The sequence below is a fragment of the Rahnella sp. BCC 1045 genome (genome assembly GCF_019049615.1).
Lineage (GTDB): Bacteria > Pseudomonadota > Gammaproteobacteria > Enterobacterales > Enterobacteriaceae > Rahnella > Rahnella contaminans.
On record NZ_JAFMOZ010000132.1, the window covers coordinates 1 to 25,498 of the forward strand.

21 protein-coding genes, 2 tRNA genes and 2 rRNA genes are annotated in these 25,498 nt (G+C 53.3%); 19 read left to right on the top strand and 6 right to left on the bottom strand.

All coding sequences use genetic code 11. The features are described from left to right. The 8 genes from J1782_RS15690 to yjfF form a co-directional block, all read left to right on the top strand. Positions 1 to 108, top strand: a 23S ribosomal RNA gene (locus J1782_RS15690); the annotation flags it as partial. A gap of 123 nt (positions 109 to 231) precedes the next feature. After that, positions 232 to 347: ribosomal RNA gene (rrf, locus tag J1782_RS15695) — 5S ribosomal RNA — on the top strand. 87 nt (positions 348 to 434) lie between these two features. After that, positions 435 to 511 (top strand) — tRNA-Asp (locus J1782_RS15700). A 53-nt stretch (positions 512 to 564) separates the two neighbouring features. Continuing rightward, positions 565 to 640, top strand: a tRNA-Trp gene (locus J1782_RS15705). Between the two features lie 400 nt (positions 641 to 1,040). Continuing rightward, complete coding sequence (ytfQ, locus tag J1782_RS15710; protein WP_152324742.1) at positions 1,041 to 1,997, top strand: galactofuranose ABC transporter, galactofuranose-binding protein YtfQ; 957 nt, start codon at positions 1,041 to 1,043, stop codon at positions 1,995 to 1,997. Between the two features lie 110 nt (positions 1,998 to 2,107). After that, on the top strand, positions 2,108 to 3,589 hold the full coding sequence (gene ytfR, locus J1782_RS15715) for a galactofuranose ABC transporter, ATP-binding protein YtfR (protein WP_217153514.1): 1,482 nt from the start codon (positions 2,108 to 2,110) through the stop codon (positions 3,587 to 3,589). A 10-nt stretch (positions 3,590 to 3,599) separates the two neighbouring features. Further along, positions 3,600 to 4,619 (top strand): galactofuranose ABC transporter, ATP-binding protein YtfT, encoded by a 1,020-nt coding sequence (gene ytfT, locus J1782_RS15720; RefSeq protein WP_217153488.1) that lies wholly within the window; start codon positions 3,600 to 3,602, stop codon positions 4,617 to 4,619. Beyond that, a complete protein-coding gene (yjfF, locus tag J1782_RS15725) occupies positions 4,619 to 5,605 on the top strand; it encodes a galactofuranose ABC transporter, permease protein YjfF (RefSeq protein ID WP_165061956.1) in 987 nt (328 codons plus the stop codon). The genes ytfT and yjfF overlap by 1 nt, the downstream gene beginning before the upstream one ends. A gap of 12 nt (positions 5,606 to 5,617) precedes the next feature. On the opposite strand, the gene hdfR is transcribed toward yjfF, so the two are convergent. Continuing rightward, the gene (gene hdfR / locus J1782_RS15730; RefSeq protein WP_152324746.1) at positions 5,618 to 6,442 is read right to left on the bottom strand and encodes an HTH-type transcriptional regulator HdfR; all 825 of its coding nucleotides are present in this window, start codon (positions 6,440 to 6,442) and stop codon (positions 5,618 to 5,620) included. A 118-nt stretch (positions 6,443 to 6,560) separates the two neighbouring features. On the opposite strand from hdfR, the gene J1782_RS15735 reads away from it, so the two are divergent. Next, a complete protein-coding gene (locus J1782_RS15735; protein ID WP_095924170.1) occupies positions 6,561 to 6,899 on the top strand; it encodes a DUF413 domain-containing protein in 339 nt (112 codons plus the stop codon). A 25-nt stretch (positions 6,900 to 6,924) separates the two neighbouring features. Here J1782_RS15735 and J1782_RS15740 read toward each other — a convergent pair whose 3' ends face one another. After that, the gene (locus J1782_RS15740; protein ID WP_152324747.1) at positions 6,925 to 8,460 is read right to left on the bottom strand and encodes a YifB family Mg chelatase-like AAA ATPase; all 1,536 of its coding nucleotides are present in this window, start codon (positions 8,458 to 8,460) and stop codon (positions 6,925 to 6,927) included. A 367-nt stretch (positions 8,461 to 8,827) separates the two neighbouring features. Here J1782_RS15740 and J1782_RS15745 point away from each other — a divergent pair, with 367 nt between their 5' ends. From J1782_RS15745 to ilvA, 7 genes are all read left to right on the top strand, one after another. Continuing rightward, on the top strand, positions 8,828 to 10,066 hold the full coding sequence (locus J1782_RS15745) for an MFS transporter (protein WP_152324748.1): 1,239 nt from the start codon (positions 8,828 to 8,830) through the stop codon (positions 10,064 to 10,066). Positions 10,067 to 10,198: 132 nt separating this feature from the next. Beyond that, positions 10,199 to 10,300: an ilv operon leader peptide gene (gene ilvL, locus J1782_RS15750; protein WP_015699153.1), complete on the top strand. Its 102-nt coding sequence runs from the start codon at positions 10,199 to 10,201 to the stop codon at positions 10,298 to 10,300. A gap of 147 nt (positions 10,301 to 10,447) precedes the next feature. Then, positions 10,448 to 12,094, top strand: coding sequence for an acetolactate synthase 2 catalytic subunit (gene ilvG / locus J1782_RS15755; protein WP_165061950.1), 1,647 nt, complete (start codon positions 10,448 to 10,450; stop codon positions 12,092 to 12,094). Then, a complete protein-coding gene (ilvM, locus tag J1782_RS15760) occupies positions 12,091 to 12,354 on the top strand; it encodes an acetolactate synthase 2 small subunit (protein WP_013577547.1) in 264 nt (87 codons plus the stop codon). The genes ilvG and ilvM overlap by 4 nt, the downstream gene beginning before the upstream one ends. A 16-nt stretch (positions 12,355 to 12,370) precedes the next feature. Then, a complete protein-coding gene (locus J1782_RS15765; RefSeq protein ID WP_101079475.1) occupies positions 12,371 to 13,300 on the top strand; it encodes a branched-chain amino acid transaminase in 930 nt (309 codons plus the stop codon). 203 nt (positions 13,301 to 13,503) lie between these two features. Further along, positions 13,504 to 15,354, top strand: coding sequence for a dihydroxy-acid dehydratase (ilvD, locus tag J1782_RS15770; RefSeq protein ID WP_165061947.1), 1,851 nt, complete (start codon positions 13,504 to 13,506; stop codon positions 15,352 to 15,354). Between the two features lie 5 nt (positions 15,355 to 15,359). Continuing rightward, entirely contained in the window at positions 15,360 to 16,904 is a 1,545-nt protein-coding gene (gene ilvA / locus J1782_RS15775) for a threonine ammonia-lyase, biosynthetic (protein ID WP_165061944.1), read from the top strand. A 50-nt stretch (positions 16,905 to 16,954) separates the two neighbouring features. Here ilvA and ilvY read toward each other — a convergent pair whose 3' ends face one another. Further along, a complete protein-coding gene (gene ilvY / locus J1782_RS15780; RefSeq protein ID WP_165061941.1) occupies positions 16,955 to 17,836 on the bottom strand; it encodes an HTH-type transcriptional activator IlvY in 882 nt (293 codons plus the stop codon). Between the two features lie 186 nt (positions 17,837 to 18,022). Here ilvY and ilvC point away from each other — a divergent pair, with 186 nt between their 5' ends. Continuing rightward, positions 18,023 to 19,498, top strand: a complete 1,476-nt coding sequence (ilvC, locus tag J1782_RS15785) for a ketol-acid reductoisomerase (RefSeq protein WP_152324754.1) — start codon at positions 18,023 to 18,025, stop codon at positions 19,496 to 19,498. Positions 19,499 to 19,600: 102 nt separating this feature from the next. On the opposite strand, the gene ppiC is transcribed toward ilvC, so the two are convergent. Next, positions 19,601 to 19,882: a peptidylprolyl isomerase PpiC gene (gene ppiC, locus J1782_RS15790; RefSeq protein WP_152324755.1), complete on the bottom strand. Its 282-nt coding sequence runs from the start codon at positions 19,880 to 19,882 to the stop codon at positions 19,601 to 19,603. A 177-nt stretch (positions 19,883 to 20,059) separates the two neighbouring features. Between ppiC and rep the strand changes: the two genes are divergently transcribed. Then, positions 20,060 to 22,084: a DNA helicase Rep gene (gene rep / locus J1782_RS15795; RefSeq protein ID WP_152324756.1), complete on the top strand. Its 2,025-nt coding sequence runs from the start codon at positions 20,060 to 20,062 to the stop codon at positions 22,082 to 22,084. A 63-nt stretch (positions 22,085 to 22,147) separates the two neighbouring features. Here rep and gppA read toward each other — a convergent pair whose 3' ends face one another. Both gppA and rhlB read right to left on the bottom strand, forming a co-directional pair. After that, entirely contained in the window at positions 22,148 to 23,641 is a 1,494-nt protein-coding gene (gppA, locus tag J1782_RS15800) for a guanosine-5'-triphosphate,3'-diphosphate diphosphatase (RefSeq protein WP_152324757.1), read from the bottom strand. 6 nt (positions 23,642 to 23,647) lie between these two features. After that, positions 23,648 to 24,940: an ATP-dependent RNA helicase RhlB gene (gene rhlB / locus J1782_RS15805; RefSeq protein ID WP_101079469.1), complete on the bottom strand. Its 1,293-nt coding sequence runs from the start codon at positions 24,938 to 24,940 to the stop codon at positions 23,648 to 23,650. A 118-nt stretch (positions 24,941 to 25,058) separates the two neighbouring features. Here rhlB and trxA point away from each other — a divergent pair, with 118 nt between their 5' ends. Continuing rightward, complete coding sequence (gene trxA, locus J1782_RS15810; RefSeq protein ID WP_013577537.1) at positions 25,059 to 25,385, top strand: thioredoxin TrxA; 327 nt, start codon at positions 25,059 to 25,061, stop codon at positions 25,383 to 25,385. Positions 25,386 to 25,498: the final 113 nt, after the last annotated feature.

The following is a 25,498-nucleotide window of genomic DNA, read 5'->3' on the forward strand; positions in this document are numbered from 1 at the left end:
TTAAGCCACCTGAAGGGACGTTTAAGACTAAGACGTTGATAGGCTGGGTGTGTAAGTGCAGCGATGCATTGAGCTAACCAGTACTAATGACCCGAGAGGCTTAACCTTACAACACCAAAGGTGTTTTAGATTGACTCTGTGCGAGACCGAGATTTTTCAGCGTAATGTTCCGAGATTGGTTCGTAGTGCAAGCCTGAGAGAGGGTGAGCGGTATGAATGAAACAGAATTTGCCTGGCGGCAACAGCGCGGTGGTCCCACCTGACCCCATGCCGAACTCAGAAGTGAAACGCCGTAGCGCCGATGGTAGTGTGGGGTCTCCCCATGCGAGAGTAGGGAACTGCCAGGCATCAAATTAGTTCCTTTTCCCCTGACAAGGAAAATAACAGGAACAAACTTGTATCAGACGATTGCTGATATGAGTGAAAGAACCGGTGGAGCGGTAGTTCAGTTGGTTAGAATACCTGCCTGTCACGCAGGGGGTCGCGGGTTCGAGCCCCGTCCGTTCCGCCAATTATTAAATATTATGCCTGCTAAATTAGCAGGCATAATAGTAAGCGTAATATAGGGGCGTAGCTCAGTTGGTAGAGCACCGGTCTCCAAAACCGGGTGTCGCGAGTTCGAGTCTCTCCGCCCCTGCCATATTAAAGCCCTTCGCGAAAGCGAGGGGCTTTTTTGTTATATGCCTCTCTGACTTTCCTCATTGTCCATACAACTGTGATTTAATCCTCGTTTTGCTAAACTTTTGCACCATTAATGCTCAATCCTTCCCCGTTTTCTGGTTGTTTTTTGTCATGTTTCGGCTAAATACATGCACTAAATGATTGTTATCCCCGTATGTGACACCGCTCATGCTCCCATTTTCCCAGTGTACTAAACCTAATCATCGTCCGATGACGATGACCCGATCCTGACAATACGTTTTCCTCCTTTTTAAAGCATCTTTGTCGCAATGAAGGAATACGTTTGCTGGATGAAAATCCTGGCCGTACCCAACGAGTCATAACAAAAAGTAGCTCAGACTACACGCGAGGAAAAAGACATGTATAAACGCTTATTAGTGGCAGCAGCAGTTGCAACAACACTTTGTGGGGCGGCGCAGGCAGCTCCTCTGGTTGTGGGATTTTCGCAGATCGGTTCTGAGTCCGGGTGGCGTTCTGCTGAAACTAAAGTATCTAAATCAGAGGCAGAAAAACGCGGCATTACACTGAAAATTGCTGATGCCCAGCAGAAACAAGAGAACCAAATCAAAGCGATACGTTCATTTATTGCACAAGGTGTTGATGCGATCTTCATCGCGCCTGTTGTCGCAACCGGCTGGGCTCCTGTTCTGACTGAAGCCAAAGAAGCCAAGATCCCGGTATTCCTGCTGGACCGCACTATCGAAGTCAGTGATCCGACGCTTTACACCGCTGCGGTCGCTTCAGACAGCGTTTACGAGGGTAAAGTGGCCGGTGACTGGCTGGTAAAAGAAGTCGCGGGTAAACCTTGTAACGTCGTGGAATTGCAGGGAACCGTCGGTGCAAGTGTTGCTTTAAACCGTAAACAAGGTTTTGCCGATGCACTCAAAGCGGCACCAAACGTCAAAATTATCCGTTCCCAGTCTGGCGACTTCACCCGCAGTAAAGGTAAAGAAGTCATGGAAAGCTTCATTAAGGCTGAACAAAACGGCAAGAACATTTGTGCTGTTTATGCCCATAACGATGATATGGCAATCGGTGCGATTCAGGCCATTAAAGAAGCCGGTCTGAAACCGGGTTCACAGATCAAAATCGTTTCCATCGATGGGGTTCCTGACATCTATAAAGCGATGTTAGCCGGTGAAGCGAATGCCTCTGTTGAGCTGACCCCTAACATGGCAGGCCCGGCATTTGATGCGCTGATCGCAATGAAAAAAGACGGTACTCAGCCGAAGAAATTCATCCAGACTCAGTCCGCTTTAATCCTGCCTGATATGGCTCAGAAAGAATACGACATGAAAAAAGACATGGGTTATTAAGCCGGTTTACCGGCTTGTCTCACGGACAAGCCGGTAAAAATTATTCCCTTTTCGCCGCTGGCGAATGCAGCAGGAGTAGTGACGTGACGGATAATCCAGATTCAATAACGCTGCTTGAAGTGCGCGGCTTGTCAGTTGAATTCCCCGGCGTAAAGGCGCTTGAAAATGTCGACTTCACACTCGAATGTGGCGAAATCGTTGCACTTTTGGGGGAAAATGGTGCCGGTAAATCCACAATGATTAAAGCGCTGACCGGCGTTTATAAACGCTCCGCAGGTCAGGTCTTTCTCAATGGAAAATCCATCGAACCAGTGAATACCGCAGACGCACAGTCGCTGGGGATTGGCACGGTCTATCAGGAAGTTAACCTTCTGCCGAATATCTCCGTTGCTGCGAATCTCTTCATCGGGCGAGAACCGACCCGCTTCGGACTGGTCAATCAGCGCAAAATGGAGCAACAGGCCGAAGCGCTTCTGGAAGGCTATGGGCTGCATCTGGATGTCAGCCAGCCTCTTTCCACTTATTCCATCGCTATCCAGCAGATCGTGGCCATTGCCAGGGCGGTGGACCTCTCTGCGCAAGTGCTGATCCTTGATGAGCCCACCGCCAGTCTTGATGCCAAAGAAGTCAGTATGCTGCTCGATATTCTTGTTCAGCTGCGCAACAAAGGCGTGGGGATGATCTTCGTGACGCATTTCCTCGATCAGGTGTATCGGATCAGCGACCGGATAACGGTTTTACGCAACGGCAAACGGGTGGGATCTGAACGTACTGCCGATCTGCCCCGTATCGATCTGGTACCGATGATGCTTGGGCACAGCTTTGATGAAAGCCTGCTTAAACGCACCGAACACCGGAATGTCACAGGCGAGCCATTGGTTGATTTCAAAGATTATGGTCGTCGTGGGGTGGTTGAACATTTCGATCTGAAAGTTCGTCGTGGAGAAATCGTCGGGCTGGCCGGGCTACTGGGTTCTGGCCGCACGGAAACTGCTCAGCTGATTTTTGGCATTAAAGGCCATGACAGCGGTAATGCGCAGGTTGAAGGCCGTGCGGCAACGATCAATACACCACGAAAAGCGGCGAAGCTCGGTTTTGGTTATTGCCCTGAAGATCGCAAAACCGACGGGATTATTGGTGCGGCAACGGTTCGCGAAAATATCATTCTGGCGTTGCAGGCCCGGCGTGGCTGGCTGCGTCCTTTACCGATGAAAGAACAGCATCAGATTGCCGAAAAGTTTATCAAACTCCTGGGTATCCGTACGCCCGGCACCGAGCAGGAAATTCAGTATCTTTCTGGAGGCAATCAGCAAAAAGTCCTGCTTTCCCGCTGGCTTGCGACCAATCCCCGCTTTCTTATTCTTGATGAACCCACTCGCGGGATTGATGTCGGCGCGCATGCGGAAATTATTCGCCTGATTGAAAAGCTTTGTGATGAAGGATTGGCGCTGCTGGTCATTTCCTCTGAGCTGGAGGAGCTTGCGGGTTACGCCGACCGTATCGTGGTACTGCGCGATCGTCGTCATGTTGCTGAAATTGAGCAGGCCGAGATCTCCGTGCCCGCCATTATGAAAGCCATCGCGGCTCAATGAGGAGATACCGATGAGTAACAGGAGTCTGCCGATGACAGGAAGACCGCGCAAAGTAAGATTTGTGTTTCCCAAAGGTGCCACGCAAATTGGCGCTTTTGTCGCAATATTACTGATCGACAGTCTGGTCGCACCGGGCTTTTTCTCCATCCATATTCAGGATGGCCGCCTGTTTGGCAGCCTGGTAGACATATTCAATCGCGGCGCACCCGTCGCTTTACTGGCCCTGGGGATGACGCTGGTTATCGCCACCGGCGGTATCGACCTGTCCGTCGGCGCGGTGATGGCGATCGCGGGCGCGACAGCAGCGACCATGACCGTTCAGGGATATCCGCTGACGATAGTGTTACTGGCATCCGTGGGCGTCGGAGCGATATGTGGCTTATGGAATGGATTTCTGGTCGCTGTCCTGCAAATACAGCCGATTGTAGCCACACTGATGCTGATGGTCGCCGGAAGGGGTATCGCGCAGCTGATTACAGAAGGGCAGATCGTCACGTTTGAACACAACGGTTTGTCGCAATTTGGCAGCGGTTCTTTGTTCTATCTTCCGATGCCGGTGATTATTGCTGCCGTCATGCTGATACTGGTCTGGGCGCTCACGCGTAAAACTGCACTCGGGCTGTTTATCGAATCTGTCGGCATCAATATCCGCTCTGCCTATAACGCCGGTGTGAATGCGCGCCTGGTGCTCATTTCAACCTACATTGTTTGCGGGATATGCGCGGCAGTCGCGGGCGTCATTGTCACGGCGGATATCCGCGGTGCCGATGCCAACAACGCCGGATTATGGCTGGAGCTGGACGCCATTCTCGCCGTTGTCATCGGCGGCGGTTCGCTGCTGGGCGGACGTTTTAACCTGCTTCTTTCGGTGGTCGGAGCGCTGATCATTCAGGGAATGAACACCGGTATTCTGCTTTCAGGCTTTAAACCCGAGTTTAATCTGGTGCTCAAAGCTCTGGTGGTTCTCGCCGTCCTGGTGGTTCAGTCGCCCCGCGTCTCGCTCAGTAATCTGTTCCGGAGAAAGGGATAATGCTTAAAAGAAATCTGCCCCTGCTGATTACTATCGTGGTGTTTCTGGCCGGATATGGGTATTGCTTCACCCAGTTTCCCGGATTCGCCTCCACGCGTGTCTTCTTTGATTTACTGACAGATAACGCCTTTCTCGGCATCGTAGCCGTCGGGATGACCTTCGTGATCCTCTCCGGCGGTATCGACCTGTCCGTGGGATCTGTTATCGCTTTTACGGGCGTGTTGCTGGCGAAACTGATAGGCACGTACGGCGTCGCGCCGGGTTATGCGTTTGTCATTGTGCTTCTGATGGGGGCGCTGTTTGGTGCGCTGATGGGCTGGATTATTGATACGCTGAAATTGCCTGCTTTCATCATCACGCTGGCGGGGATGTTTTTTGTACGCGGTATGAGCTTTATCGTCTCAGAGGAATCTCTGCCGATTAACCATCCGGTTTACGATTTTCTTGCCAATTACGCCTGGAAAATGCCCGGAGGTGGCCGTTTTACTCTGCTGGCTCTGGTCATGCTGCTGGTGGTCTTTGGCGGCATCATTTTGGCTCACCGTACGCGTTTCGGTAACAACGTCTATGCCGTGGGCGGCAGCAATGTGTCTGCGGCGCTGATGGGCGTTCCCGTCAGACGCACAACGATTTATATCTACATGTTGTCGAGTACGCTGGCGGTGTTATCGGGGATCATCTTCTCGCTCTACACGTCAGCGGGGTATGCGCTGGCGGCCAGCGGCGTTGAGCTTGATGCGATTGCGTCCGTCGTCATTGGCGGCACACTCTTGAGCGGCGGTGTTGGAACGGTGCTGGGAAGTTTGTTTGGCGTCTTAATTCAGGGGCTTATCCAGACTTACATCACATTTGATGGCACGCTCAGTTCATGGTGGACGAAAATCGTCATGGGAGTTTTGCTGTTTATCTTTATCGCACTGCAAAAAGGCATGGGCACCTTCTGGACTGCCAGAAGGGCACGCCATCCACGACCAGAGCCGTCCTGAGTCAGGACGGCATCAGAAGTTAGTGATCAGCGGTGTTTTGAGTAACTGACGGATCAGAACCTGCTGATCGCTGTTTTGCAGCCAAACGGCGTACAACGGGCGGATCACCGGCGGAACATCTTCGTGCGCGGCGAGCTGCGGATATTCTTTCGCCCAATGCGCTGGCAGAAAAGCGCAGCCACCCGTATTTTCCAGCAACTGACGCGTCAGTTGTGCAGACGTTGTGGTCAGCACCGGTTCCTGATCGCTGTTTTGCAGCTTTTCCTGCTGTGGAAAATCTGCGCCCCATTCCAGTTTCACGTAAGGCGTTTGTTCCCCTCTGACCGTTTTCTTCGATGAAAAAAGTCGTAACGAGAAATTACCCAGAAGCTGGCTCGACAGTTCATCCATCTTGGGTGGTTCAGTGGTGATCAGCAAATCCAGTTGTCTTTCATGCAATTGTTTTACCAGTGACTGGCGTAAAGCGATGCGCGCTTCGAGCCTCAGCGTGTCACGTTGGGTGTAAAGCGACTGCATCCAGGGTGTCAGATAGGCTTCCCAAAGCGATGCCGTAGCGCCAATTGACAATTCTGTGTGCTGTAACGAGCGTACAACCTCTTTTTTCGCCATTTGCCACGTAGACATCAGATTCTCGGCATAGGGCAGCAGGCGTTCTCCTGCGGGCGTTAAGCGGATGTTATTGCGATGCCGCGTGAACAAATTAGCGCCAAGTTGGGTTTCCAGTTGCCGGATACGAAAGCTGACAGCCGATTGCGTCAGATAAAGGGATTCCGCCGCCCGACCAAAGTGGCGAGTTCTACTGACCTCCAAAAAGGTTTTCAGTAATTCCGTGTCCAAAACTATCTCCAATAATTTTTGTCGTTAAGATTTAAATGTTTTGTTTTACACAATGTCAAGCCTAACTAATACTCCGCGCCATAACAGCACGACCATGAGAGAATTAGGAGCGTGTCAGATGGCGGAAAGCTTCACCACGACAAATCGTTTTTTTGATAATAAACATTACCCTCGCGGGTTCTCCCGGCATGGCGATTTCACCATTAAAGAAGCGCAAATGCTAGAACGTTACGGCTTTGCTTTTAATGAGCTGGATCTGGGGAAACGTGAGCCCGTTACCGACGAAGAAAAGCTGTTCCTGGAGGTTTGCCGGGGTACGCGCGAACCTGTGACAGATGCAGAAAAAGTGTGGAACAAATATATTGTCCGCACCCGTCGTCCGAAGAAATTCCACACGCTGTCCGGCGGCAAACCGCAGGCCGATGCTGTAGAAGACTATACGGAAAGCGACGACTAATGAAACGGGGCGATGCCCCGTTTTTTTATGCCAGATTCTTATGTAAAGTTAACAATAGCCTATCCATGGTGCGATAGCTCAGCGCCTCAGAAATATGTTTTCGTTCAATCGATTCTTTCCCCTCTAAATCGGCTAATGTTCGCGCAACTTTCAGGATCCGGTGCCACGCCCTGACCGACAATCCCAGTTTATGCAGAACCTCTTCCAGAAATTCCGCATCCGTTTTTTTTAAAACGCAGTAAATTTCGACTTCGCTGCTGTTCAGCCTCGCATTGATTTTCCCCGCCCGTTTCAGCTGAATCTCCCGTGCGGCTAATACCCGTTCCCGAACCTGCGCACTGCTTTCCCGTGCTGTCGGCGTATGGTTTTGCTGGCTTAAAATTCCAGGCGGCAACAGCGGCACTTCAATGGATAAATCAAACCGGTCCAGGAAAGGGCCGGAAAGCCTGCCCAGATAGCGTAAAACCTGCTGCGGGGGCGTGCGGTTGTGGATCCCCTGATAGTGTCCGGTAGGGCTGGGATTCATCGCTGCAATCAGCTGGGCTCTGGCCGGATAACGGACTTTTGCCCGCGCCCGGGAGATCGTGATTTCGCCCGATTCCATCGGCTGGCGCAAAGCATCCAGCACCTGACGCTGGAATTCCGGAAGCTCGTCTAGAAACAGGACGCCATTGTGGGCCAGTGAAATTTCTCCCGGCTTAGGCAGCGAACCCCCGCCGACCAGCGCGCTAATTGACGTACTGTGATGTGGCGCCCTGAAAGGCCGTACACGAGAAAACTCACCGTCATCTTCCGGGTTATACACCAGGCTGGCGATCGCGGCGGTTTCGAGCTTTTCTTCGTTACTGAGCGGGGGAAGTAAGCCAGGCAAACGGCTCGCCAGCATGGTTTTCCCGGTGCCGGGCGGTCCGATAAGCAATAAGTTATGGCCTCCGGCGGCGGCGACCTCCAGTGCGCGTTTTGACTGCTCCTGACCAATGATATCGGCGATGTCAGGCTGGCAGGCAGGTTCCGGCGCAACGGGTGGATATTCAATCGCCGGCAGGCTGTCCTCGCCCTGCAAAAAAGCACAAACCTGTAACAGATGTCCTGCAATATTGGCGACGCCGGGATCAAGCAGCGTCATTTCGGACTGATTTGCTTGCGGCAAAATTAAAATCCGGCCTTCTTTCTGTGCTTCGAGCGCCGCAGGAATTGCGCCGTTAACGCTGCGCAAAGCGCCTGAAAGTCCCAGTTCTCCCAAAAACTCATATTTCACCAGCCTGTCGCCTCTAAGCTGTTCAGAGGCCACCAGAATCGCCAGCGCGATAGATAAATCATACCGGCCACCTTCTTTGGGCAAGTCGGCAGGGGCGAGATTCACCGTAATCCGCTTGGGAGGAAAACTGAAACCACAGTTGATGATGGCGCTGCGGACTCGATCTCTGGCCTCTTTGACGGTGGTTTCGGGCAGGCCGACCAGCGTCAGGGCCGGTAAGCCATTACTGATATGCACTTCAACGGAGACACCCGGAGCCTGAACACCCAGTGATGCGCGGGTATACACCACGGCTAATGACATACTTCTTCCTTGGCTGTGAATTTTCCTGAAAGGCAGCATGACGCAGTCGGTAACGATTTTGTGAAGAAGATCTGCCAAATGCGCAGCGTCACGTAAAAAGACTCGCGGGATTATCAGGTTGCAATGCGGCAGTGCGTGGTGCGCCACACTGGCGGTAATACTCCTTAACAAATTGAGGTCTTCGGAAACAAATTAGCGGGCTAATTAAGTTGCTGTTTATACAGGCTGAGGTGTTTAATCTTTATGTATTTAACAATAAAGAAACAAATATCAATCATTGATTAACATCTCTCTGCCTCGCTGTGGATTTTCCGGAACAGTTCAGTGAGAGCACTGCCTACAGCTATTCCGGAATAGGGATAAACCCATGTTTGGTTGGACCTCCCGGCAGCGTAATGTTGCCATCGCCAGCTTTTTAAGCTGGACGCTCGATGCTTTCGATTTCTTCATTTTAGTCTTTCTTCTTAGTGACATAGCGACAGCCTTTCATGTCGATATCAAAGAAGTCACGCTGGCGATTTTGCTGACACTAGCGGTGCGGCCCATCGGCGCGCTGGTGTTCGGGCGGGCCGCAGAAAAATACGGACGTAAACCGGTGCTGATGGTGAATATTGCCTGCTTTTCCGTATTTGAACTCTGCACCGCAGCGGCGCCGTCCCTGACCATTTTCCTGATCCTGCGTGTGATTTATGGCGTGGCGATGGGCGGCGTGTGGGGTGTGGCTTCTTCACTGGCGATGGAAACCATTCCTGACCGTTCGCGCGGCATGATGTCCGGTATTTTTCAGGCCGGTTATCCGTTCGGGTATCTGCTGGCCGCGGTGGTTTACGGGCTGTTTTCGGAGATGGTCGGCTGGCGCGGAATGTTTGTCATCGGCGCTGTGCCGATCTTCCTGCTGCCTTTTATCTGGTTTAAGGTGCAGGAATCGCCGGTCTGGCTTGCTGCGCGTGAACGCAAGGAAAGCACCGCGCTGTTGCCAGTGCTCAAATCACACTGGAAACTTTGTGTTTATCTGGTCGTCCTGATGGCGGCCTTCAATTTCTTCAGCCACGGAACGCAGGATCTCTACCCGTCATTCCTGAAAGTTCAGCACGGTTTTGATGCACATACGGTCAGTTTGATTGCTATCGGTTACACCATTGCGTCGATCATCGGCGGTATCTTCTTCGGTACGCTTTCAGAGAAGATTGGTCGTAAAAAAGCCATTATTATTGCAGCCTTACTGTCATTGCCGGTGATCCCGCTGTGGGCATTTTCCAGCGGAACCTGGACCATCGGTCTGGGGGCTTTCCTGATGCAGTTTATGGTGCAGGGCGCGTGGGGCGTGGTGCCGTCTTATCTCACTGAGCTGGTGCCTGCGAACACCCGCGCTGTATTGCCCGGATTTGTTTATCAGCTCGGGAATTTGCTGGCGTCGGTCAATGCGACATTGCAGGCAGGCATTGCCGAAAGTCACGGACATAACTACGGGCTGGCGATGGCGATTGTCGCCGGGACGGTGGCGATCGTAATTTCTGTACTTGTTGCATTCGGGCGAGATACGCGCGGAAAAGCGATAACGGGAGCAATAAATAATCAGAGAACGGATCAGCCTGCTAAGGTTTGATTTTTCAGATTATTTTTGCCGGGTTGTGCAGCGCGTCGCAAATAATAACGCAAGAAAAGTGTTGTCATTAAACGCATTACTGTGATAACTCTGTAGGCAATCGTTCGCAATATGAATTTTAGAAACCTAAAAATGAAAGCCCTTCTCCTCGTAGTTAGCCTAGTCGTGATTAGCGTGGTGGTGATTATTATCCCACCGTGCGGGGCTGCACTTGGACGAAGAAAGGCTTATTAAACAAGCCTGAACCTGAAAAGAAACCCCGCACCGAAAGGTCCGGGGTTTTTTTTTGGGTCAGGTATTTCAGAGAACAGTGAAGCGGGGTCGGAAAATGAGCAACAGCATAATATTCTGCACTTGTCGCAAAAAGGCAGGAGAATAAAGATGAACGGAGCACAGTGGGTAGTACAAGCGTTGCGTGCGCAGGGTGTAAATACAGTATTTGGTTATCCTGGCGGGGCAATCATGCCGGTATACGATGCATTGTATGACGGCGGCGTGGAACACCTGTTGTGCCGGCACGAGCAGGGCGCCGCAATGGCCGCCATCGGCTATGCCCGTTCTACCGGAAAAGTCGGCGTTTGTATCGCCACTTCCGGGCCTGGTGCGACCAACCTGATCACTGGTCTGGCTGACGCGCTGCTCGATTCCGTTCCGCTGGTGGCTATCACCGGTCAGGTCGGTTCCGCATTCATCGGTACCGACGCCTTCCAGGAAATCGACGTTTTAGGTTTATCTCTGGCCTGTACCAAACACAGCTTCCTGGTTGAATCGCTGGACGCGCTGCCGGAAATCATGGCGGAAGCTTTTGCCATCGCCACTTCCGGGCGTCCGGGCCCGGTTCTGATCGACATCCCGAAAGATATTCAGCTGGCGACCGGCGAATTACCGCCGCATCTGCTGGCGGTAGAAGAAACCTTCCCGCATCCGGCAGCTGAACTGCAACAAGCCAGCGCGATGATCGCCGCGTCGCAAAAACCGATGATCTACGTCGGCGGCGGTGTCGGTATGGCTCAGGCGGTGCCGGCTTTACGTGACTTCATCTCAGCAACGGGCATGCCGGCGGTAGCCACCCTGAAAGGGCTGGGCGCACCGGATGAGACTGACCCGTGTTATCTGGGAATGCTGGGTATGCACGGCACCAAAGCCGCTAATCTGGCGGTTCAGTCCTGCGATTTACTGATTGCGGTCGGTGCGCGTTTTGATGACCGGGTGACAGGCAAACTGAATACCTTCGCGCCAAACGCGGCCGTTATCCACATGGATATCGATCCGGCGGAACTGAACAAACTGCGTCAGGCGCACGTCGCGTTGCAGGGTGATTTGAATTCTCTGTTACCTGCACTGCAACAACCGCTGAACATCAGCGCATGGCGTGATGAAGTGATGACGCTGAAAGCGCAGGGTGAATGGCGCTATGACCATCCGGGCGAAGCGATTTATGCACCGCTGTTACTGAAACAAATCTCCGATCGCAAATCTGCCAGTACCGTTGTCACCACCGATGTCGGTCAGCACCAGATGTGGACCGCGCAGCACATGCAGTTCAGCCGCCCGGAAAACTTCATCACCTCCAGCGGTCTGGGCACGATGGGCTTTGGCGTTCCGGCTGCCGTTGGCGCACAGGTTGCCCGCCCGGACGACATGGTGATCTGCGTTTCCGGTGACGGCTCGTTCATGATGAACGTTCAGGAGCTGGGCACCATCAAGCGAAAACAGCTGCCCGTCAAAATCCTGTTGCTGGATAACCAGCGGTTAGGGATGGTACGACAGTGGCAGGAGCTGTTCTTCGACGGACGTTTTAGTGAAACCAACCTTTCTGATAATCCTGATTTTGTGACGCTGGCCAGCGCATTCAATATCCCCGGCCAGCGTATCCACCGTAAAGACCAAGTCGATGCCGCTCTGGACGCATTCTTCACCAGCGAAGGCCCGTATTTGCTTCAGGTTTCCATCGACGAAAATGAGAATGTCTGGCCACTGGTTCCACCGGGCGCAGGCAACGAAACCATGTTGGAGAAAATGTCATGATGCAGCATAACGTCTCAATCCAGGCCCGTTTCCGCCCTGAAATGTTAGAACGCGTATTACGCGTTGTTCGCCACCGTGGTTTTCAGGTGTGCGCAATGAACATGACCCCGATGGTCAATGCGGAAAATATAAATATCGAATTGACCGTTGCCAGCCAGCGCCCGGTAGATTTACTGTCTTCACAGTTACGCAAACTTATGGATGTCGCTTGTGTCGAGATCCAGCAACATACATCACAACAAATACGCGCGAATGCGTGAGTAAAGGAACGAGAGAATGACGAAGAAAGCTGATTACATTTGGTTCAATGGCGAGATGGTTCCGTGGGCAGAAGCAAAAGTTCACGTCATGTCACACGCACTGCATTATGGCACTTCCGTATTTGAAGGCGTGCGTTGCTACGACTCCCATAAAGGCCCCGTCGTATTCCGCCACCGTGAACACATGCAGCGTCTGCGCGATTCCGCAAAAATCTACCGTATGCCGGTTTCTCAGAGCGTGGATGAGCTGATGGAGGCTTGCCGCGAAACTCTGCGCAAAAACAATCTGGTCAGCGCGTATATCCGTCCGCTGGTGTTTGTTGGCGATGTCGGTATGGGCGTTAACCCGCCGGACGGCTACAAAACTGACGTGATCATCGCGGCCTTCCCGTGGGGCGCGTATCTGGGTGAAGAAGCGCTGGAGCAGGGCATCGATGCGATGGTGTCCTCCTGGAACCGCGTGGCAGCCAATACTATTCCAACGGCTGCGAAAGCTGGCGGTAACTACCTTTCTTCATTGCTGGTCGGTAGTGAAGCGCGTCGCCACGGCTATCAGGAAGGTATTGCGCTCGACGTTCACGGTTATGTCTCTGAAGGTGCGGGCGAAAACCTGTTCGAAGTAAAAGACGGCATTCTGTTTACACCTCCGTTTACCTCTTCCGCTCTGCCGGGCATCACCCGCGACGCTATTATTAAACTGGCGAAAGATATGGGGCTGGAAGTTCGCGAGCAGGTTCTGTCCCGCGAATCCCTGTACCTGGCCGATGAAGTCTTCATGTCCGGTACTGCCGCAGAAATCACACCGGTTCGCAGCGTTGACGGCATTCAGGTCGGCATCGGCAAACGTGGTCCGGTCACCAAACAAATTCAGGATGCATTCTTCGGCCTGTTCACCGGCAAAACCGAAGACAAATGGGGTTGGTTGGATCCAATCAACCCACAGTAATTACCCGTCATCCTTCAGGCTGCTTCTGCGTTGGCTGCCTTTATTCACCCCGGTCACTTACCTGAGTAAGCTCCCGGGGATTCATTCAGTTGCCGCCTTGATGCAACCCGAATGATTTAGGGTAATGATGAGGATAAATAAGAAATTCAGCAGGTAGCGATTTCGCTGCCTGCTAAACAGAAATGATTTGGAGTGAACAGAGCATGCCTAAGTACCGTTCCCACACCACGACCCATGGCCGCAATATGGCGGGTGCCCGCGCTTTATGGCGTGCCACCGGCATGACCGATAACGATTTCGGCAAGCCCATTATTGCCGTCGTCAACTCCTTCACCCAGTTCGTACCGGGCCACGTGCATTTGCGTGATTTGGGTAAACTGGTTGCCGAGCAAATCGAAGCGTCCGGCGGCGTGGCGAAAGAGTTCAACACTATCGCCGTGGATGACGGGATCGCCATGGGCCATGGCGGCATGCTGTATTCACTGCCTTCACGCGAGCTGATCGCAGACTCGGTGGAATACATGGTTAACGCGCACTGCGCCGATGCCATGGTCTGCATTTCCAACTGCGACAAAATCACCCCGGGAATGCTGATGGCGTCACTGCGCCTGAACATTCCGGTGATCTTCGTTTCCGGCGGTCCGATGGAAGCCGGTAAAACCAAGTTGTCTGATAAAATCATCAAACTCGACCTGGTTGATGCGATGATTCAGGGCGCAAACCCGAACGTCAGCGATGCCGACAGCGAGCAAATTGAACGTTCTGCCTGTCCGACCTGCGGTTCCTGTTCCGGTATGTTTACCGCTAACTCCATGAACTGTCTGACCGAAGCGTTGGGTCTGTCTCAGCCGGGTAACGGTTCATTGCTGGCCACTCACGCGGATCGCCGTGACCTGTTCCTGAACGCCGGTCGCCGCATCGTTGAGCTGACCAAGCGTTATTACGAGCAGGATGACACCAGCGCCTTACCGCGCAGCATCGCCAGCAAAGCCGCATTCGAAAACGCCATGACGCTGGATATCGCGATGGGCGGCTCCACCAACACCGTTCTGCATCTGTTAGCGGCAGCGCAGGAAGGCGAAATCGACTTCGACATGACCGACATCGACCGTCTGTCACGCAAAGTACCGCATCTGTGTAAGGTTGCGCCAAGCACCCAGAAATATCACATGGAAGACGTTCACCGCGCCGGTGGCGTACTGGCGATTCTGGGCGAACTGGATCGCGCCAACCTTCTGAACCGCGACGTAAAAAATATTCTCGGTCTGACCCTGAACCAGACGCTGGATCAGTACGACATCATGCTGACCCAGGACGAAGCGGTGAAAAAAATGTTCCGTGCCGGTCCGGCGGGCATCCGTACCACACAGGCATTCTCACAAGATTGCCGCTGGGACACACTCGATGATGACCGCGCCGAAGGCTGTATCCGCTCTCTGGAACATGCGTTCAGCAAAGACGGCGGTCTGGCTGTGCTTTACGGCAATATCGCCGAAGCGGGCAGTATCGTTAAAACCGCAGGCGTGGATGAATCCAACCTGACGTTCCGGGGGCCGGCCAAGGTTTATGAGAGCCAGGACAGCGCAGTTGAAGCGATTCTCGGCGGTAAAGTGGTTTCCGGCGACGTGGTCGTTATCCGCTACGAAGGGCCAAAAGGCGGGCCTGGCATGCAGGAAATGCTGTATCCGACCACGTATCTGAAATCCATGGGGCTGGGTAAAGAGTGTGCGCTGATCACCGATGGTCGTTTCTCCGGCGGGACGTCCGGTCTGTCCATCGGCCATGTTTCTCCCGAAGCGGGCAGCGGCGGCCTGATTGCACTGGTTGAAGATGGCGACATCATCGACATCGACATTCCAAACCGCAAAATGGTGCTGGACGTTCCGGCGGCGGAACTGGCAGCGCGTCACGAAGCCGAACTGGCACGCGGCGATAAAGCCTGGACGCCTAAGAACCGTGAACGTGTGGTTTCTCTGGCGCTGCGTGCTTATGCATTGCTGGCGACCAGTGCGGACAAAGGCGCAGTACGCGACAAGTCTAAGCTGGGAGGCTGACAGTCATGGCGGTATCACAACCTTTACCCGACCAGCCGTGCGGCGCAGAATATCTGCGTGCCGTGCTGCGTGCGCCGGTTTATGAAGTCGCGCAGGTGACGCCTTTGCAGGTCATGGAAAAAATCTCTTCCCGGCTGGGTAACACCATTCTGGTGAAGAGGGAAGACCGCCAGGCTGTTCACAGTTTTAAACTACGCGGTGCGTATTCGATGATTGCCAGCCTGACCGAAGAACAGGCTGCACGCGGCGTCGTTACGGCGTCAGCGGGCAACCATGCCCAGGGTGTCGCGCTTTCAGCCACCAAAAAAGGCATCAAATCTCTGATTGTGATGCCGGTGGCGACTGCGGATATCAAAGTTGATGCGGTGCGTAATTTCGGCGGCGAAGTCCTGCTGTTTGGCGCGAATTTCGACGAAGCCAAAGGCAAAGCTATTGAGCTTTCGCAAAAGCAGGGCATGACCTTTGTGCCGCCGTTTGACCATCCGGCGGTGATCGCCGGACAAGGCACGCTGGCGATGGAACTGCTGCAACAGGATGCGCATTTGGATCGCGTTTTTGTTCCCGTCGGCGGCGGTGGTCTGGCCGCCGGTGTGGCGGTGCTTATCAAACAGCTGATGCCGCAGATTCAGGTGATCGGCGTCGAAGCCGAAGATTCTGCCTGTCTGCGTGCGGCGATGGACGCCGGTGAACCGGTGGATCTGGCGCGTGTCGGCTTGTTCGCCGAAGGCGTGGCGGTGAAACGTATTGGCAACGAAACCTTCCGTCTGTGCCGCGAATATCTCGATGACGTGATCACTGTCGACAGCGATTCTATCTGCGCGGCGGTGAAAGATTTGTTCGAAGATGTGCGTGCGATTGCAGAACCTTCCGGCGCGCTGGCGCTGGCGGGGCTGAAGAAATACGTGCAGCAGCACAACATTCAGGGCGAGCGTCTGGCGCATGTGCTTTCTGGCGCGAACGTCAATTTCCACGGTCTGCGTTATGTGTCAGAACGCTGCGAGCTGGGCGAACAACGCGAAGCACTGCTGGCGGTGACTATCCCTGAGCGCAAAGGCAGCTTCCTGAAATTCTGTCAGCTGCTGGGTGGCCGTTCGGTGACGGAGTTTAACTACCGTTATGCCGATGCGGACAATGCCTGCATTTTCGTGGGTGTACGTCTGACGCGCGGTCACGCAGAACGTCAGGAAATTATCGACGAACTGAACCACGACGGTTATCAGGTTGTGGATTTGTCCGACGATGAAATGGCGAAACTTCACGTGCGTTATATGGTGGGCGGGCGTCCGACCAAACCTCTGCGTGAGCGGCTTTACAGCTTTGAATTCCCGGAATCCCCGGGTGCTTTGCTGAAATTCCTGCATACGCTGGGCACGCACTGGAATATTTCACTGTTCCATTACCGCAGCCACGGCACTGATTTTGGTCGCGTGCTGGCGGCGTTTGAGCTGAACGAACAAGAGCCGGAGTTCGAACAGAACCTGACGGCGCTGGGCTATGACTGTCACAACGAAAGTGATAATCCGGCGTTCCGCTTCTTCCTGGCGGGCTAAAATCAAACGGGGCACCTTAAAAGTGTCCCGTTTTTTTTATCCTGAGACGCTCAGAGTAATTGCCAGAACGCCTCGATCAGGGGTTCGTTCAGCCGTTTTTTCTGCACGCAGACGCCCAGTTCCAGCGGCGCGCCGAGCGTGACGTTATCCAGAACAGAAATACGGTTGCGAACCGGTTCCGGGCTGTTATCGACTACTACCGAAGGGATGAGAGCGATGCCGCAACCGAGCGCGACCATCGACACAATGGCTTCGTGGCCGGACACCGTGGCGTAAATCAGCGGGTTGCTCAGACGGTTTCGTTTGAACCAGATGTCGATACGTTTTCGCGCCGGGCCGTGTTCCGGCAGGATAAACGGAATCTGTGACCAGTCGGGATGTGGCACGCTGACTTGCGTTCGCACCGCGCCCGGCAGAGACGGGGAAATCAGGATCATCGGGATTTCGCCGATCTGCGTGAAATCGACACTGCCCGGCAGACTTTCCGGGCGGCCTGCAATCCCCAGGTCCGCTTCGGTGGACTGAACTTTTTCGACCGCGTCGGCGGCGTCGCCGGTGGTCAGTTTGATTTCGACAAGCGGATGTTGCGCGCGGAAGCGGTCAAGAATAGGGGGCAGGTGGCTGTACGCAGCGGTGACCGAGCAGAACAAATGCAGCTCGCCACTGAGCGTCGGGCCATGCTGATCCAGCCCGCTGCGCAGTTGCTGGTAACTCAGCAGCGTTTGCTGGGCAAAAGTTTTGAGCTGTTCACCCGCGCTGGTCAGTTGCACAGTGCGGTTGTCACGCTGAAATAACGGCTGGCCGAGTTCTTCTTCCAGCCGCTGGATCTGGCGCGATAATGTAGACGGGCTGACATGCATCGCCTTCGACGAACGGCCAAAATGGCGGCTTTCCGCCAGATGTAAGAACAGTTTCAGATCACGCAAATCCATAAAGAAGTCCCGGCTTTTTAGTTACGCAAAGGTCAAACGAAGTATATTGCATTTTTTGCAACGTCATCTTCGTAATATATCAATTTAAGCAATGTGTCGCATGACATATAGTGAATTCACGGCGTTCACCGGCTCACCGGTGAAACAAAAAATAACAGCACTTACCTCGATAGAACGGAGCAAGACATGGCTAACTATTTCAACACACTGAACCTGCGTCAGCAGCTGGCACAACTGGGCAAATGCCGCTTCATGGGTCGCGATGAATTCGCGGACGAAGCCAGCTACCTCAAAGGTAAAAAAGTGGTGATTGTAGGCTGTGGCGCACAGGGTCTGAACCAGGGTCTGAACATGCGTGATTCCGGTCTGGATGTTTCCTACACCCTGCGTGCAGAAGCGATTGCTGAGAAGCGTGCTTCATGGCGTAAAGCGACCGAAAACGGCTTCAAAGTCGGCACTTACGAAGAACTGATCCCACAGGCTGACCTGGTCGTTAACCTGACGCCAGACAAACAGCACAGCGCTGTGGTTAAAGCGGTTCAGCCTCTGATGAAAGATGGCGCAACGCTGGGTTACTCACACGGCTTCAACATTGTTGAAGTGGGCGAGCAAATCCGTAAAGACATCACCGTCGTGATGGTTGCGCCGAAATGTCCGGGTACTGAAGTTCGTGAAGAATACAAACGTGGTTTCGGCGTTCCGACGCTGATCGCTGTTCACCCGGAAAACGACCCGAAAGGCGAGGGCATGGCGATTGCTAAAGCCTGGGCAGCAGCAACGGGCGGCCACCGCGCCGGTGTTCTGCAATCTTCTTTCGTTGCAGAAGTAAAATCTGACCTGATGGGCGAGCAGACTATCCTGTGCGGTATGTTGCAGGCCGGTTCTCTGCTGTGCTTCGACAAACTGGTTGCTGACGGCGTGGATGAAGCGTACGCAGAAAAACTGCTGCAGTTCGGCTGGGAAACCATCACCGAAGCGCTGAAACAAGGCGGCATCACGCTGATGATGGATCGTTTGTCCAACCCGGCGAAACTGCGTGCTTATGCGCTGTCCGAACAACTGAAAGAGATCATGGCGCCGCTGTTCCAGAAACACATGGACGACATCATCTCCGGCGAATTCTCCCGCGGCATGATGGCTGACTGGGCGAACGACGACAAAAACCTGCTGACCTGGCGTGAAGAAACGGGCGCAACTGCGTTCGAAAATGCACCACAGTTCGACGGTAAAATTTCTGAGCAGGAATACTTCGACCACGGCGTTGTGATGATTGCGATGGTGAAAGCGGGCGTTGAGCTGGCCTTCGAAACCATGGTGGCTTCCGGCATCATCGAAGAGTCTGCTTACTACGAATCACTGCACGAACTGCCGCTGATCGCCAACACCGTTGCGCGTAAGCGTCTGTACGAAATGAACGTGGTTATCTCTGATACCGCAGAATACGGTAACTACCTGTTTGCTAACGCCGCAGTACCGTTGCTGAAAGAGTTCATGACCACCCTGCAGGCAGGTGATTTGGGCAAATCTGTTGCAGAAACGCAGGTCGATAACGCACAGCTGCGTGACGTTAACGAAGCGATTCGCAACCACCCGATCGAGTCAATCGGCCGCACTTTACGTGGTTATATGACTGATATGAAACGCATCGCAGTAGCGAGCTGATCCTCTTCTTACTCGAATTCTTCCGGGTTTTCGGAAGATAAATAAAAAGGGCACTGCATGAAAATGCGGTGCCCTTTCTTTTTACTGCGCCGGAACGGTAACTCAGTTGCGGTACAGGATCTTAATGATGTGGTAACCGAACTGCGTGTGCAGCGGGCCTTGTGGCTCGATCAGCGGCGCAGAGAAAACCACTTTATCGAAAGCTGGCACCATTGCGCCTTGCTTGAATTCACCTAAATGGCCGCCTTTTTTGCCTGACGGGCAGGTAGAATGTTTTTTAGCCAGTTTTTCGAAATCGCCGCCATTCTTCAGTTGTTCCAGAATATCGAGCGCCTGTGCTTCTTCCTTAACAAGGATATGCATTGCTGCAGCAGTTTTTGCCATGATTGAGACCTTTTATGCGAGAGTGTTTCCAGGGGCGTAATGTAACATCTGCAACGCCGTATGTGGACTCCGGCCTGCATTCCAGACATCACAAATTGCACCGTAAAGGCTGTCAATCTCAGGCGACGTTTCTGCTACAATCGCCGTCCTTGTCCATCAGGTGAGCAAAAATACGCCATGCGATTAAACCCCAGCCAACAACATGCCGTCGAATTCGTCACCGGACCCTGCCTGGTTCTGGCGGGGGCTGGCTCCGGCAAAACCAGGGTGATTACCAATAAAATCGCACACCTGATCCGTGAATGCGGCTATCAGGCTCGCCACATTGCGGCTGTAACCTTCACCAATAAAGCGGCGCGCGAGATGAAAGAGCGTGTGGCGCAAACCCTTGGGCGAAAAGAATCACGCGGCTTGCTGATCGCGACTTTCCACACGCTGGGGCTTGAAATCATCAAACGCGAATTTGCCGCGTTGGGCATGAAATCCAATTTCTCCCTGTTCGACGATCAGGATCAGCTGGCGCTGCTCAAAGAGCTGAGCGAGAAGTGGCTGGAAAATGACAAAACGCTGTTGCAACAGCTGATCTCGACGATCTCAAACTGGAAGAACGATCTGGTTGATCCGTCCCATGCGGCGGGCCTTGCGCGATCGGAACGCGATCAGATCTTCGCGCACTGCTACGGGCTTTATCATGACCATATGCGCGCCTGTAATATCCTCGATTTCGATGACCTGATCCTGCTGCCGACGCTGCTGTTGCAGAAGAATGAAGAAGTGCGGGAGCGCTGGCAGAACAAACTGCGCTATCTGCTGGTCGATGAATATCAGGACACCAACACCAGTCAGTACATGATGGTGAAACTGCTGGTTGGCAACCGCGCACGTTTCACTGTAGTGGGCGACGACGATCAATCTATCTACTCCTGGCGCGGTGCGCGGCCGCAAAACCTGGTGCTGCTGAAAGAAGATTTCCCGCAGTTGCAGGTCGTTAAGCTTGAACAGAACTATCGTTCCTCGCAGCGCATTCTGAAAGCGGCTAACATCCTGATCGCCAACAACCCGCATGTGTTCGAGAAGCGGCTTTTCTCTGAGCTGGGTTACGGCGAAACGCTGAAAGTGGTGACCGCCAACAATGAAGATCACGAAGCCGAGCGCGTGGTTGGCGAGCTGATTGCGCATCACTTTATCAACAAGACCGGTTATGGCGATTACGCGATTTTGTATCGCGGTAACCACCAGTCACGCCTGTTTGAAAAAATGCTGATGCAGAACCGCATTCCGTACCGCATTTCCGGCGGCACGTCGTTCTTCTCGCGGCCTGAAATTAAAGATTTACTGGCCTATTTGCGCGTCCTGACTAACCCTGACGATGACAGCGCTTTCCTGCGTATCGTGAATACACCGCGTCGTGAAATCGGTGCAGCGACGTTGCAGAAACTGGGTGAGTGGGCAAATCAGCGTAACAAAGGTTTGTTCAAAGCCAGTTTCGATATGGGGCTGAGCCAGTATCTGACCGGGCGTGGCCTGGAATCACTGCAACGGTTCACGCACTGGATGGGCACTATTTCTGAACTGGCCGAACGCGAACCGGTTGCGGCGGTACGGGATCTGATCCACGGCATCGATTACGAAAGCTGGTTGTTCGAAACCTCGCCGAGCCCGAAAGCGGCCGAAATGCGCATGAAAAACGTCAATCAGCTTTTCAGCTGGATGACCGAAATGCTCGAAGGTACCGATCTGGATGAGCCGATGACGCTCACTCAGGTGGTCACGCGCTTTACGCTGCGTGACATGATGGAACGTGGTGAAAGTGACGAAGAACTGGATCAGGTTCAGCTGATGACGCTGCACGCTTCGAAAGGTCTGGAATTCCCGTATGTGTTTCTGGTCGGCATGGAAGAAGGATTGTTGCCGCACCAGAGCAGCATCGATGAAGACAATGTCGATGAAGAACGGCGTCTGGCGTATGTGGGCATTACCCGCGCCCAAAAAGAGCTGACTTTTACCCTTTGCCGTGAACGCCGCCAGTACGGGGAATTAATTCGTCCGGAACCCAGCCGCTTCCTGATGGAACTGCCGCAGGATGATTTGGCCTGGGAAAGTGAGCGTAAAGTGGTCAGTGCGCAGGAGCGTATGGTGAAAGGGCAAAGCCATCTGGAGAAAATCCGTGAACAACTGGCGAAAGCCAAAGGCGGAAACTGACAGTCAAAGAAAAGGCAGGGGATAAGCCCTGCCTCATTCGGTGCGTTTTTTTTACGAAAAAAATCAGAGCTGTTCTTCGACGAACAGCGGCCAGTGGACATAACTTTGCCAGTGGCTTTCCTGTTCCAGCTCTTCTGCCCGTAACGGATGCTGAGCCAGCCAGCCCTGCGGCACAATCACATTCAGTTCATCATCATTTGCCCGTAAACGCACGGCGGGCAATGTGTCGTCGCGGCGACGGCTGGCAAAGATAATCGCAAGCCGGAGAATGCGACAAAGACGTTGTGCCTGACGCGGCGGGACGGCGTTTTGCTCATTGAGCAACGGTAAATCGAGCGTCCCGTTCTGGTTTTGCAACAGCGTCGCCAGCAGTTTTTTCTGCGCCGGCGTAAAGCCCGGTAAGTCTAAATGACTGATCAGATAGGCTGCGTGCTGTGGCGCTTTTTTGAAATCAACACTCAGCCCGATTTCGTGGATCAAACAGGCGCTATTCAGCAGCTCACGGGCGCGGGCATCGAGCTTCCATTCCTGTGACACCTGCAACGAAAAGTTCTCTGCAAGCTGTGCTACGCGCTGTGCCTGTTCATTATCAAGCAGATAGCGGCGTTGCAGATTTCGCAATGTGCGCTGGCGAATATCCTGTTCAATCGGCAGGTGCAGCATGCCGTAAACCAGACCTTCACGCAGTGCGCCACCGGCCAGCGTCATGGTTTCGATATTCAGGGTTTTGAAAATGGCGATGAGAATCGACAGACCGCTTGGGAAAACCAGCGCACGTTCAAGCGTCAGGCCTTCAATTTCCAGCTCTTCCAGTTTGCCGCACTGAATTGCACGCTGTTTGAGCTGTTGAAGTTTCGGCAACGTAATGCGCTCATCCATACCCTGAGCGACCATGATTTCCTGAAGCGCCTGAACGGTGCCGGAAGCACCAACACAAATTTGCCAGCCATTGGCGATCAGTTGAGGCGCTATCGGAAGGATCATGTCGGTCGCAGCCTGTTCGGCCTGATCGAAGTTTTCCTTTGCCAGATTTCGGTCGGTAAAATAGCGCTCCAGCCAGGTCACGCAGCCCATCGAAAGGCTGAAAAGCGTGGTGGCCTGTGCGCCGATACCAGTGACCAGCTCTGTACTGCCGCCGCCAATATCGACGACCAGACGTTTATCCGGGCCACCCGTGGTATGGGCAACGCCGTGATAAATCAGACGGGCTTCTTCTTCACCGGCAATGACCTGAATCGGGCAACCGAGAATTTCCTGAGCTTTCCTCAAAAATTCGTCCGCATTACTGGCAAGCCGCAACGTTGCGGTGGCAACGACGCGGATTTGTTCGCGGGGAATATCCTGCAATCTTTCGGAAAACAGCTTCAGGCATTGCCAGCCACGTTGCATGGCTTCCTGAGAAAGCAGGTTTTGCTTATCCAGACCGGCAGCCAGACGCACTTTGCGCTTAATTCTGGCGAGGGTCTGGATACTGCCTGCCACCTCACGAACAACCAGCATGTGAAAGCTGTTAGAGCCCAAATCAATTGCTGCATAGAGTGAGGTGGAGCTTAGCATAGGTTATCAGCCCGGACGTTTACGGTTGCTACGTGGTGCGCTGCTGCGACGTGAAGACGAATTGCTGTTACGACGCGGACCGTTTCCGGTACGAGAGCGAGCCAGACGTTTCGGCGCAGGTAAATCAGTTAACAGCGCTTCGCTGCTGTATTTGCTGACAGGAATGCTGTGACCGGTGTAGGTTTCGATTGCCGTCAGGTTCAGCGCGTACTCTTCACAAGCCAGGCTGATGGAATGACCGCTCAGACCCGCACGGCCGGTACGACCAATACGGTGAACATAGTCTTCACAGTCGTCAGGCAGATCATAGTTAAAGACGTGCGTAACGGCAGGAATGTGCAAACCACGGGCTGCAACGTCAGTCGCAACCAGAATATCCAGCGTGCCTTTGGTGAAGTCTTCCAGAACGCGCAGGCGTTTTTTCTGCGGGACATCGCCGGTTAGTAAACCTACGCGATGACCGTCGGCTGCCAGATGGCCCCAGACGTCTTCACAACGGTGTTTAGTGTTAGCAAAAATGATGCAACGGTCTGGCCATTCTTCTTCAATCAGCGTCTGTAACAGGCGCATTTTCTCTTCATTCGAAGGGTAGAAGAGTTCTTCTTTAATACGGTGGCCCGTTTTTTGCTCCGGTTCGATCTCAATCGACTCGGCATTATTCATGTTTTCGAACGCCAGTTCTTTCACACGATAGGAAAGGGTTGCTGAGAACAGCATGTTGAGGCGTTGAGTCGCAGGTGGCATCCGGCGGAAGATCCAGCGGATATCTTTGATGAAGCCCAGATCGAACATGCGGTCTGCTTCATCCAGCACCACCACCTGAATCGCGCCCAGGTCGATGTGGTTCTGTTTGGTGTAATCGATTAAACGGCCGGTGGTTCCGATGAGGATGTCCACGCCGCTTTCCAGCACTTTAAGCTGTTTATCGTAACCGTCGCCGCCATAGGCCAGACCTAATTTTAGCCCGGTAGATTCAGATAATGCTTCGGCGTCGGAGTGGATCTGCACCGCGAGTTCACGCGTAGGTGCCATGATCAAGGCACGCGGCTGGTTAGTCTGACGACCTTCCGCAGCAGGGTGAGAAAGCAGATAATGGAAAGTAGACGCCAAAAAAGCCAGCGTCTTGCCGGTACCGGTTTGCGCCTGACCTGCAACATCACGCCCAGCGAGCGTGATCGGCAATGCCAATGCCTGAATAGGCGTACAGTAATGGAACCCTTTCTTTTCAAGGGCTTCTACTGCCAGCGGGTGCAGGGCGAAGTCGGAAAACTTCTGTTCGGTCAAGTGTGTTTTGCTCATAGTGTGGTAGAATATCAGCTAACTATTGCTTTACGAAAGCGTATCCGGTGAAATAAAGTCAACCTACTGTTGGTTAATGCTACATCAACAAGGTAAAGATAATCCTTTGGAGTAGAACATGAGCGATAAAATTATTCACCTGACCGATGACAGTTTCGACAACGACGTATTGAAAGCTGAAGGGCTGGTACTGGTCGATTTCTGGGCAGAGTGGTGTGGTCCTTGTAAAATGATCGCTCCGATTCTGGATGAAATTGCCACTGAGTTCGAAGGCAAGCTGACCATCGCGAAGCTGAACATCGATGAAAACCCAGGTACTGCACCTAAATACGGCATCCGTGGTATTCCTACCCTGCTGTTATTTAAAGGCGGCGAAGTCGCAGCAACTAAAGTTGGCGCACTGTCGAAAGGTCAGCTGAAAGAGTTCTTAACAGCTAATCTGTAATCGGTCGGGATGACCAAAGCCAGGTGTTTAGCGGGCTGCCGTGTTTTTCACATTGTCCGCTAGACGCCTGTCAAGAAGCGTGCTAAGTTTACGCTTACTGCAAATAGAGCTTA

Excerpts from the sequence above, each read along its gene's own strand:
- ytfQ (WP_152324742.1), top strand. The coding sequence starts at position 1,041 with ATGTATAAACGCTTATTAGTGGCAGCAGCAGTTGCAACAACACTTTGT.
- ytfT (WP_217153488.1), top strand. The coding sequence starts at position 3,600 with ATGAGTAACAGGAGTCTGCCGATGACAGGAAGACCGCGCAAAGTAAGA.
- yjfF (WP_165061956.1), top strand. The coding sequence starts at position 4,619 with ATGCTTAAAAGAAATCTGCCCCTGCTGATTACTATCGTGGTGTTTCTG.
- J1782_RS15735 (WP_095924170.1), top strand. The coding sequence starts at position 6,561 with ATGGCGGAAAGCTTCACCACGACAAATCGTTTTTTTGATAATAAACAT.
- J1782_RS15740 (WP_152324747.1), bottom strand. The coding sequence starts at position 8,460 with ATGTCATTAGCCGTGGTGTATACCCGCGCATCACTGGGTGTTCAGGCT.
- J1782_RS15745 (WP_152324748.1), top strand. The coding sequence starts at position 8,828 with ATGTTTGGTTGGACCTCCCGGCAGCGTAATGTTGCCATCGCCAGCTTT.
- ilvL (WP_015699153.1), top strand. The coding sequence starts at position 10,199 with ATGAAAGCCCTTCTCCTCGTAGTTAGCCTAGTCGTGATTAGCGTGGTG.
- ilvG (WP_165061950.1), top strand. The coding sequence starts at position 10,448 with ATGAACGGAGCACAGTGGGTAGTACAAGCGTTGCGTGCGCAGGGTGTA.
- ilvM (WP_013577547.1), top strand. The coding sequence starts at position 12,091 with ATGATGCAGCATAACGTCTCAATCCAGGCCCGTTTCCGCCCTGAAATG.
- J1782_RS15765 (WP_101079475.1), top strand. The coding sequence starts at position 12,371 with ATGACGAAGAAAGCTGATTACATTTGGTTCAATGGCGAGATGGTTCCG.
- ilvD (WP_165061947.1), top strand. The coding sequence starts at position 13,504 with ATGCCTAAGTACCGTTCCCACACCACGACCCATGGCCGCAATATGGCG.
- ilvA (WP_165061944.1), top strand. The coding sequence starts at position 15,360 with ATGGCGGTATCACAACCTTTACCCGACCAGCCGTGCGGCGCAGAATAT.
- ilvY (WP_165061941.1), bottom strand. The coding sequence starts at position 17,836 with ATGGATTTGCGTGATCTGAAACTGTTCTTACATCTGGCGGAAAGCCGC.
- ilvC (WP_152324754.1), top strand. The coding sequence starts at position 18,023 with ATGGCTAACTATTTCAACACACTGAACCTGCGTCAGCAGCTGGCACAA.
- ppiC (WP_152324755.1), bottom strand. The coding sequence starts at position 19,882 with ATGGCAAAAACTGCTGCAGCAATGCATATCCTTGTTAAGGAAGAAGCA.
- rep (WP_152324756.1), top strand. The coding sequence starts at position 20,060 with ATGCGATTAAACCCCAGCCAACAACATGCCGTCGAATTCGTCACCGGA.
- gppA (WP_152324757.1), bottom strand. The coding sequence starts at position 23,641 with ATGCTAAGCTCCACCTCACTCTATGCAGCAATTGATTTGGGCTCTAAC.
- rhlB (WP_101079469.1), bottom strand. The coding sequence starts at position 24,940 with ATGAGCAAAACACACTTGACCGAACAGAAGTTTTCCGACTTCGCCCTG.
- trxA (WP_013577537.1), top strand. The coding sequence starts at position 25,059 with ATGAGCGATAAAATTATTCACCTGACCGATGACAGTTTCGACAACGAC.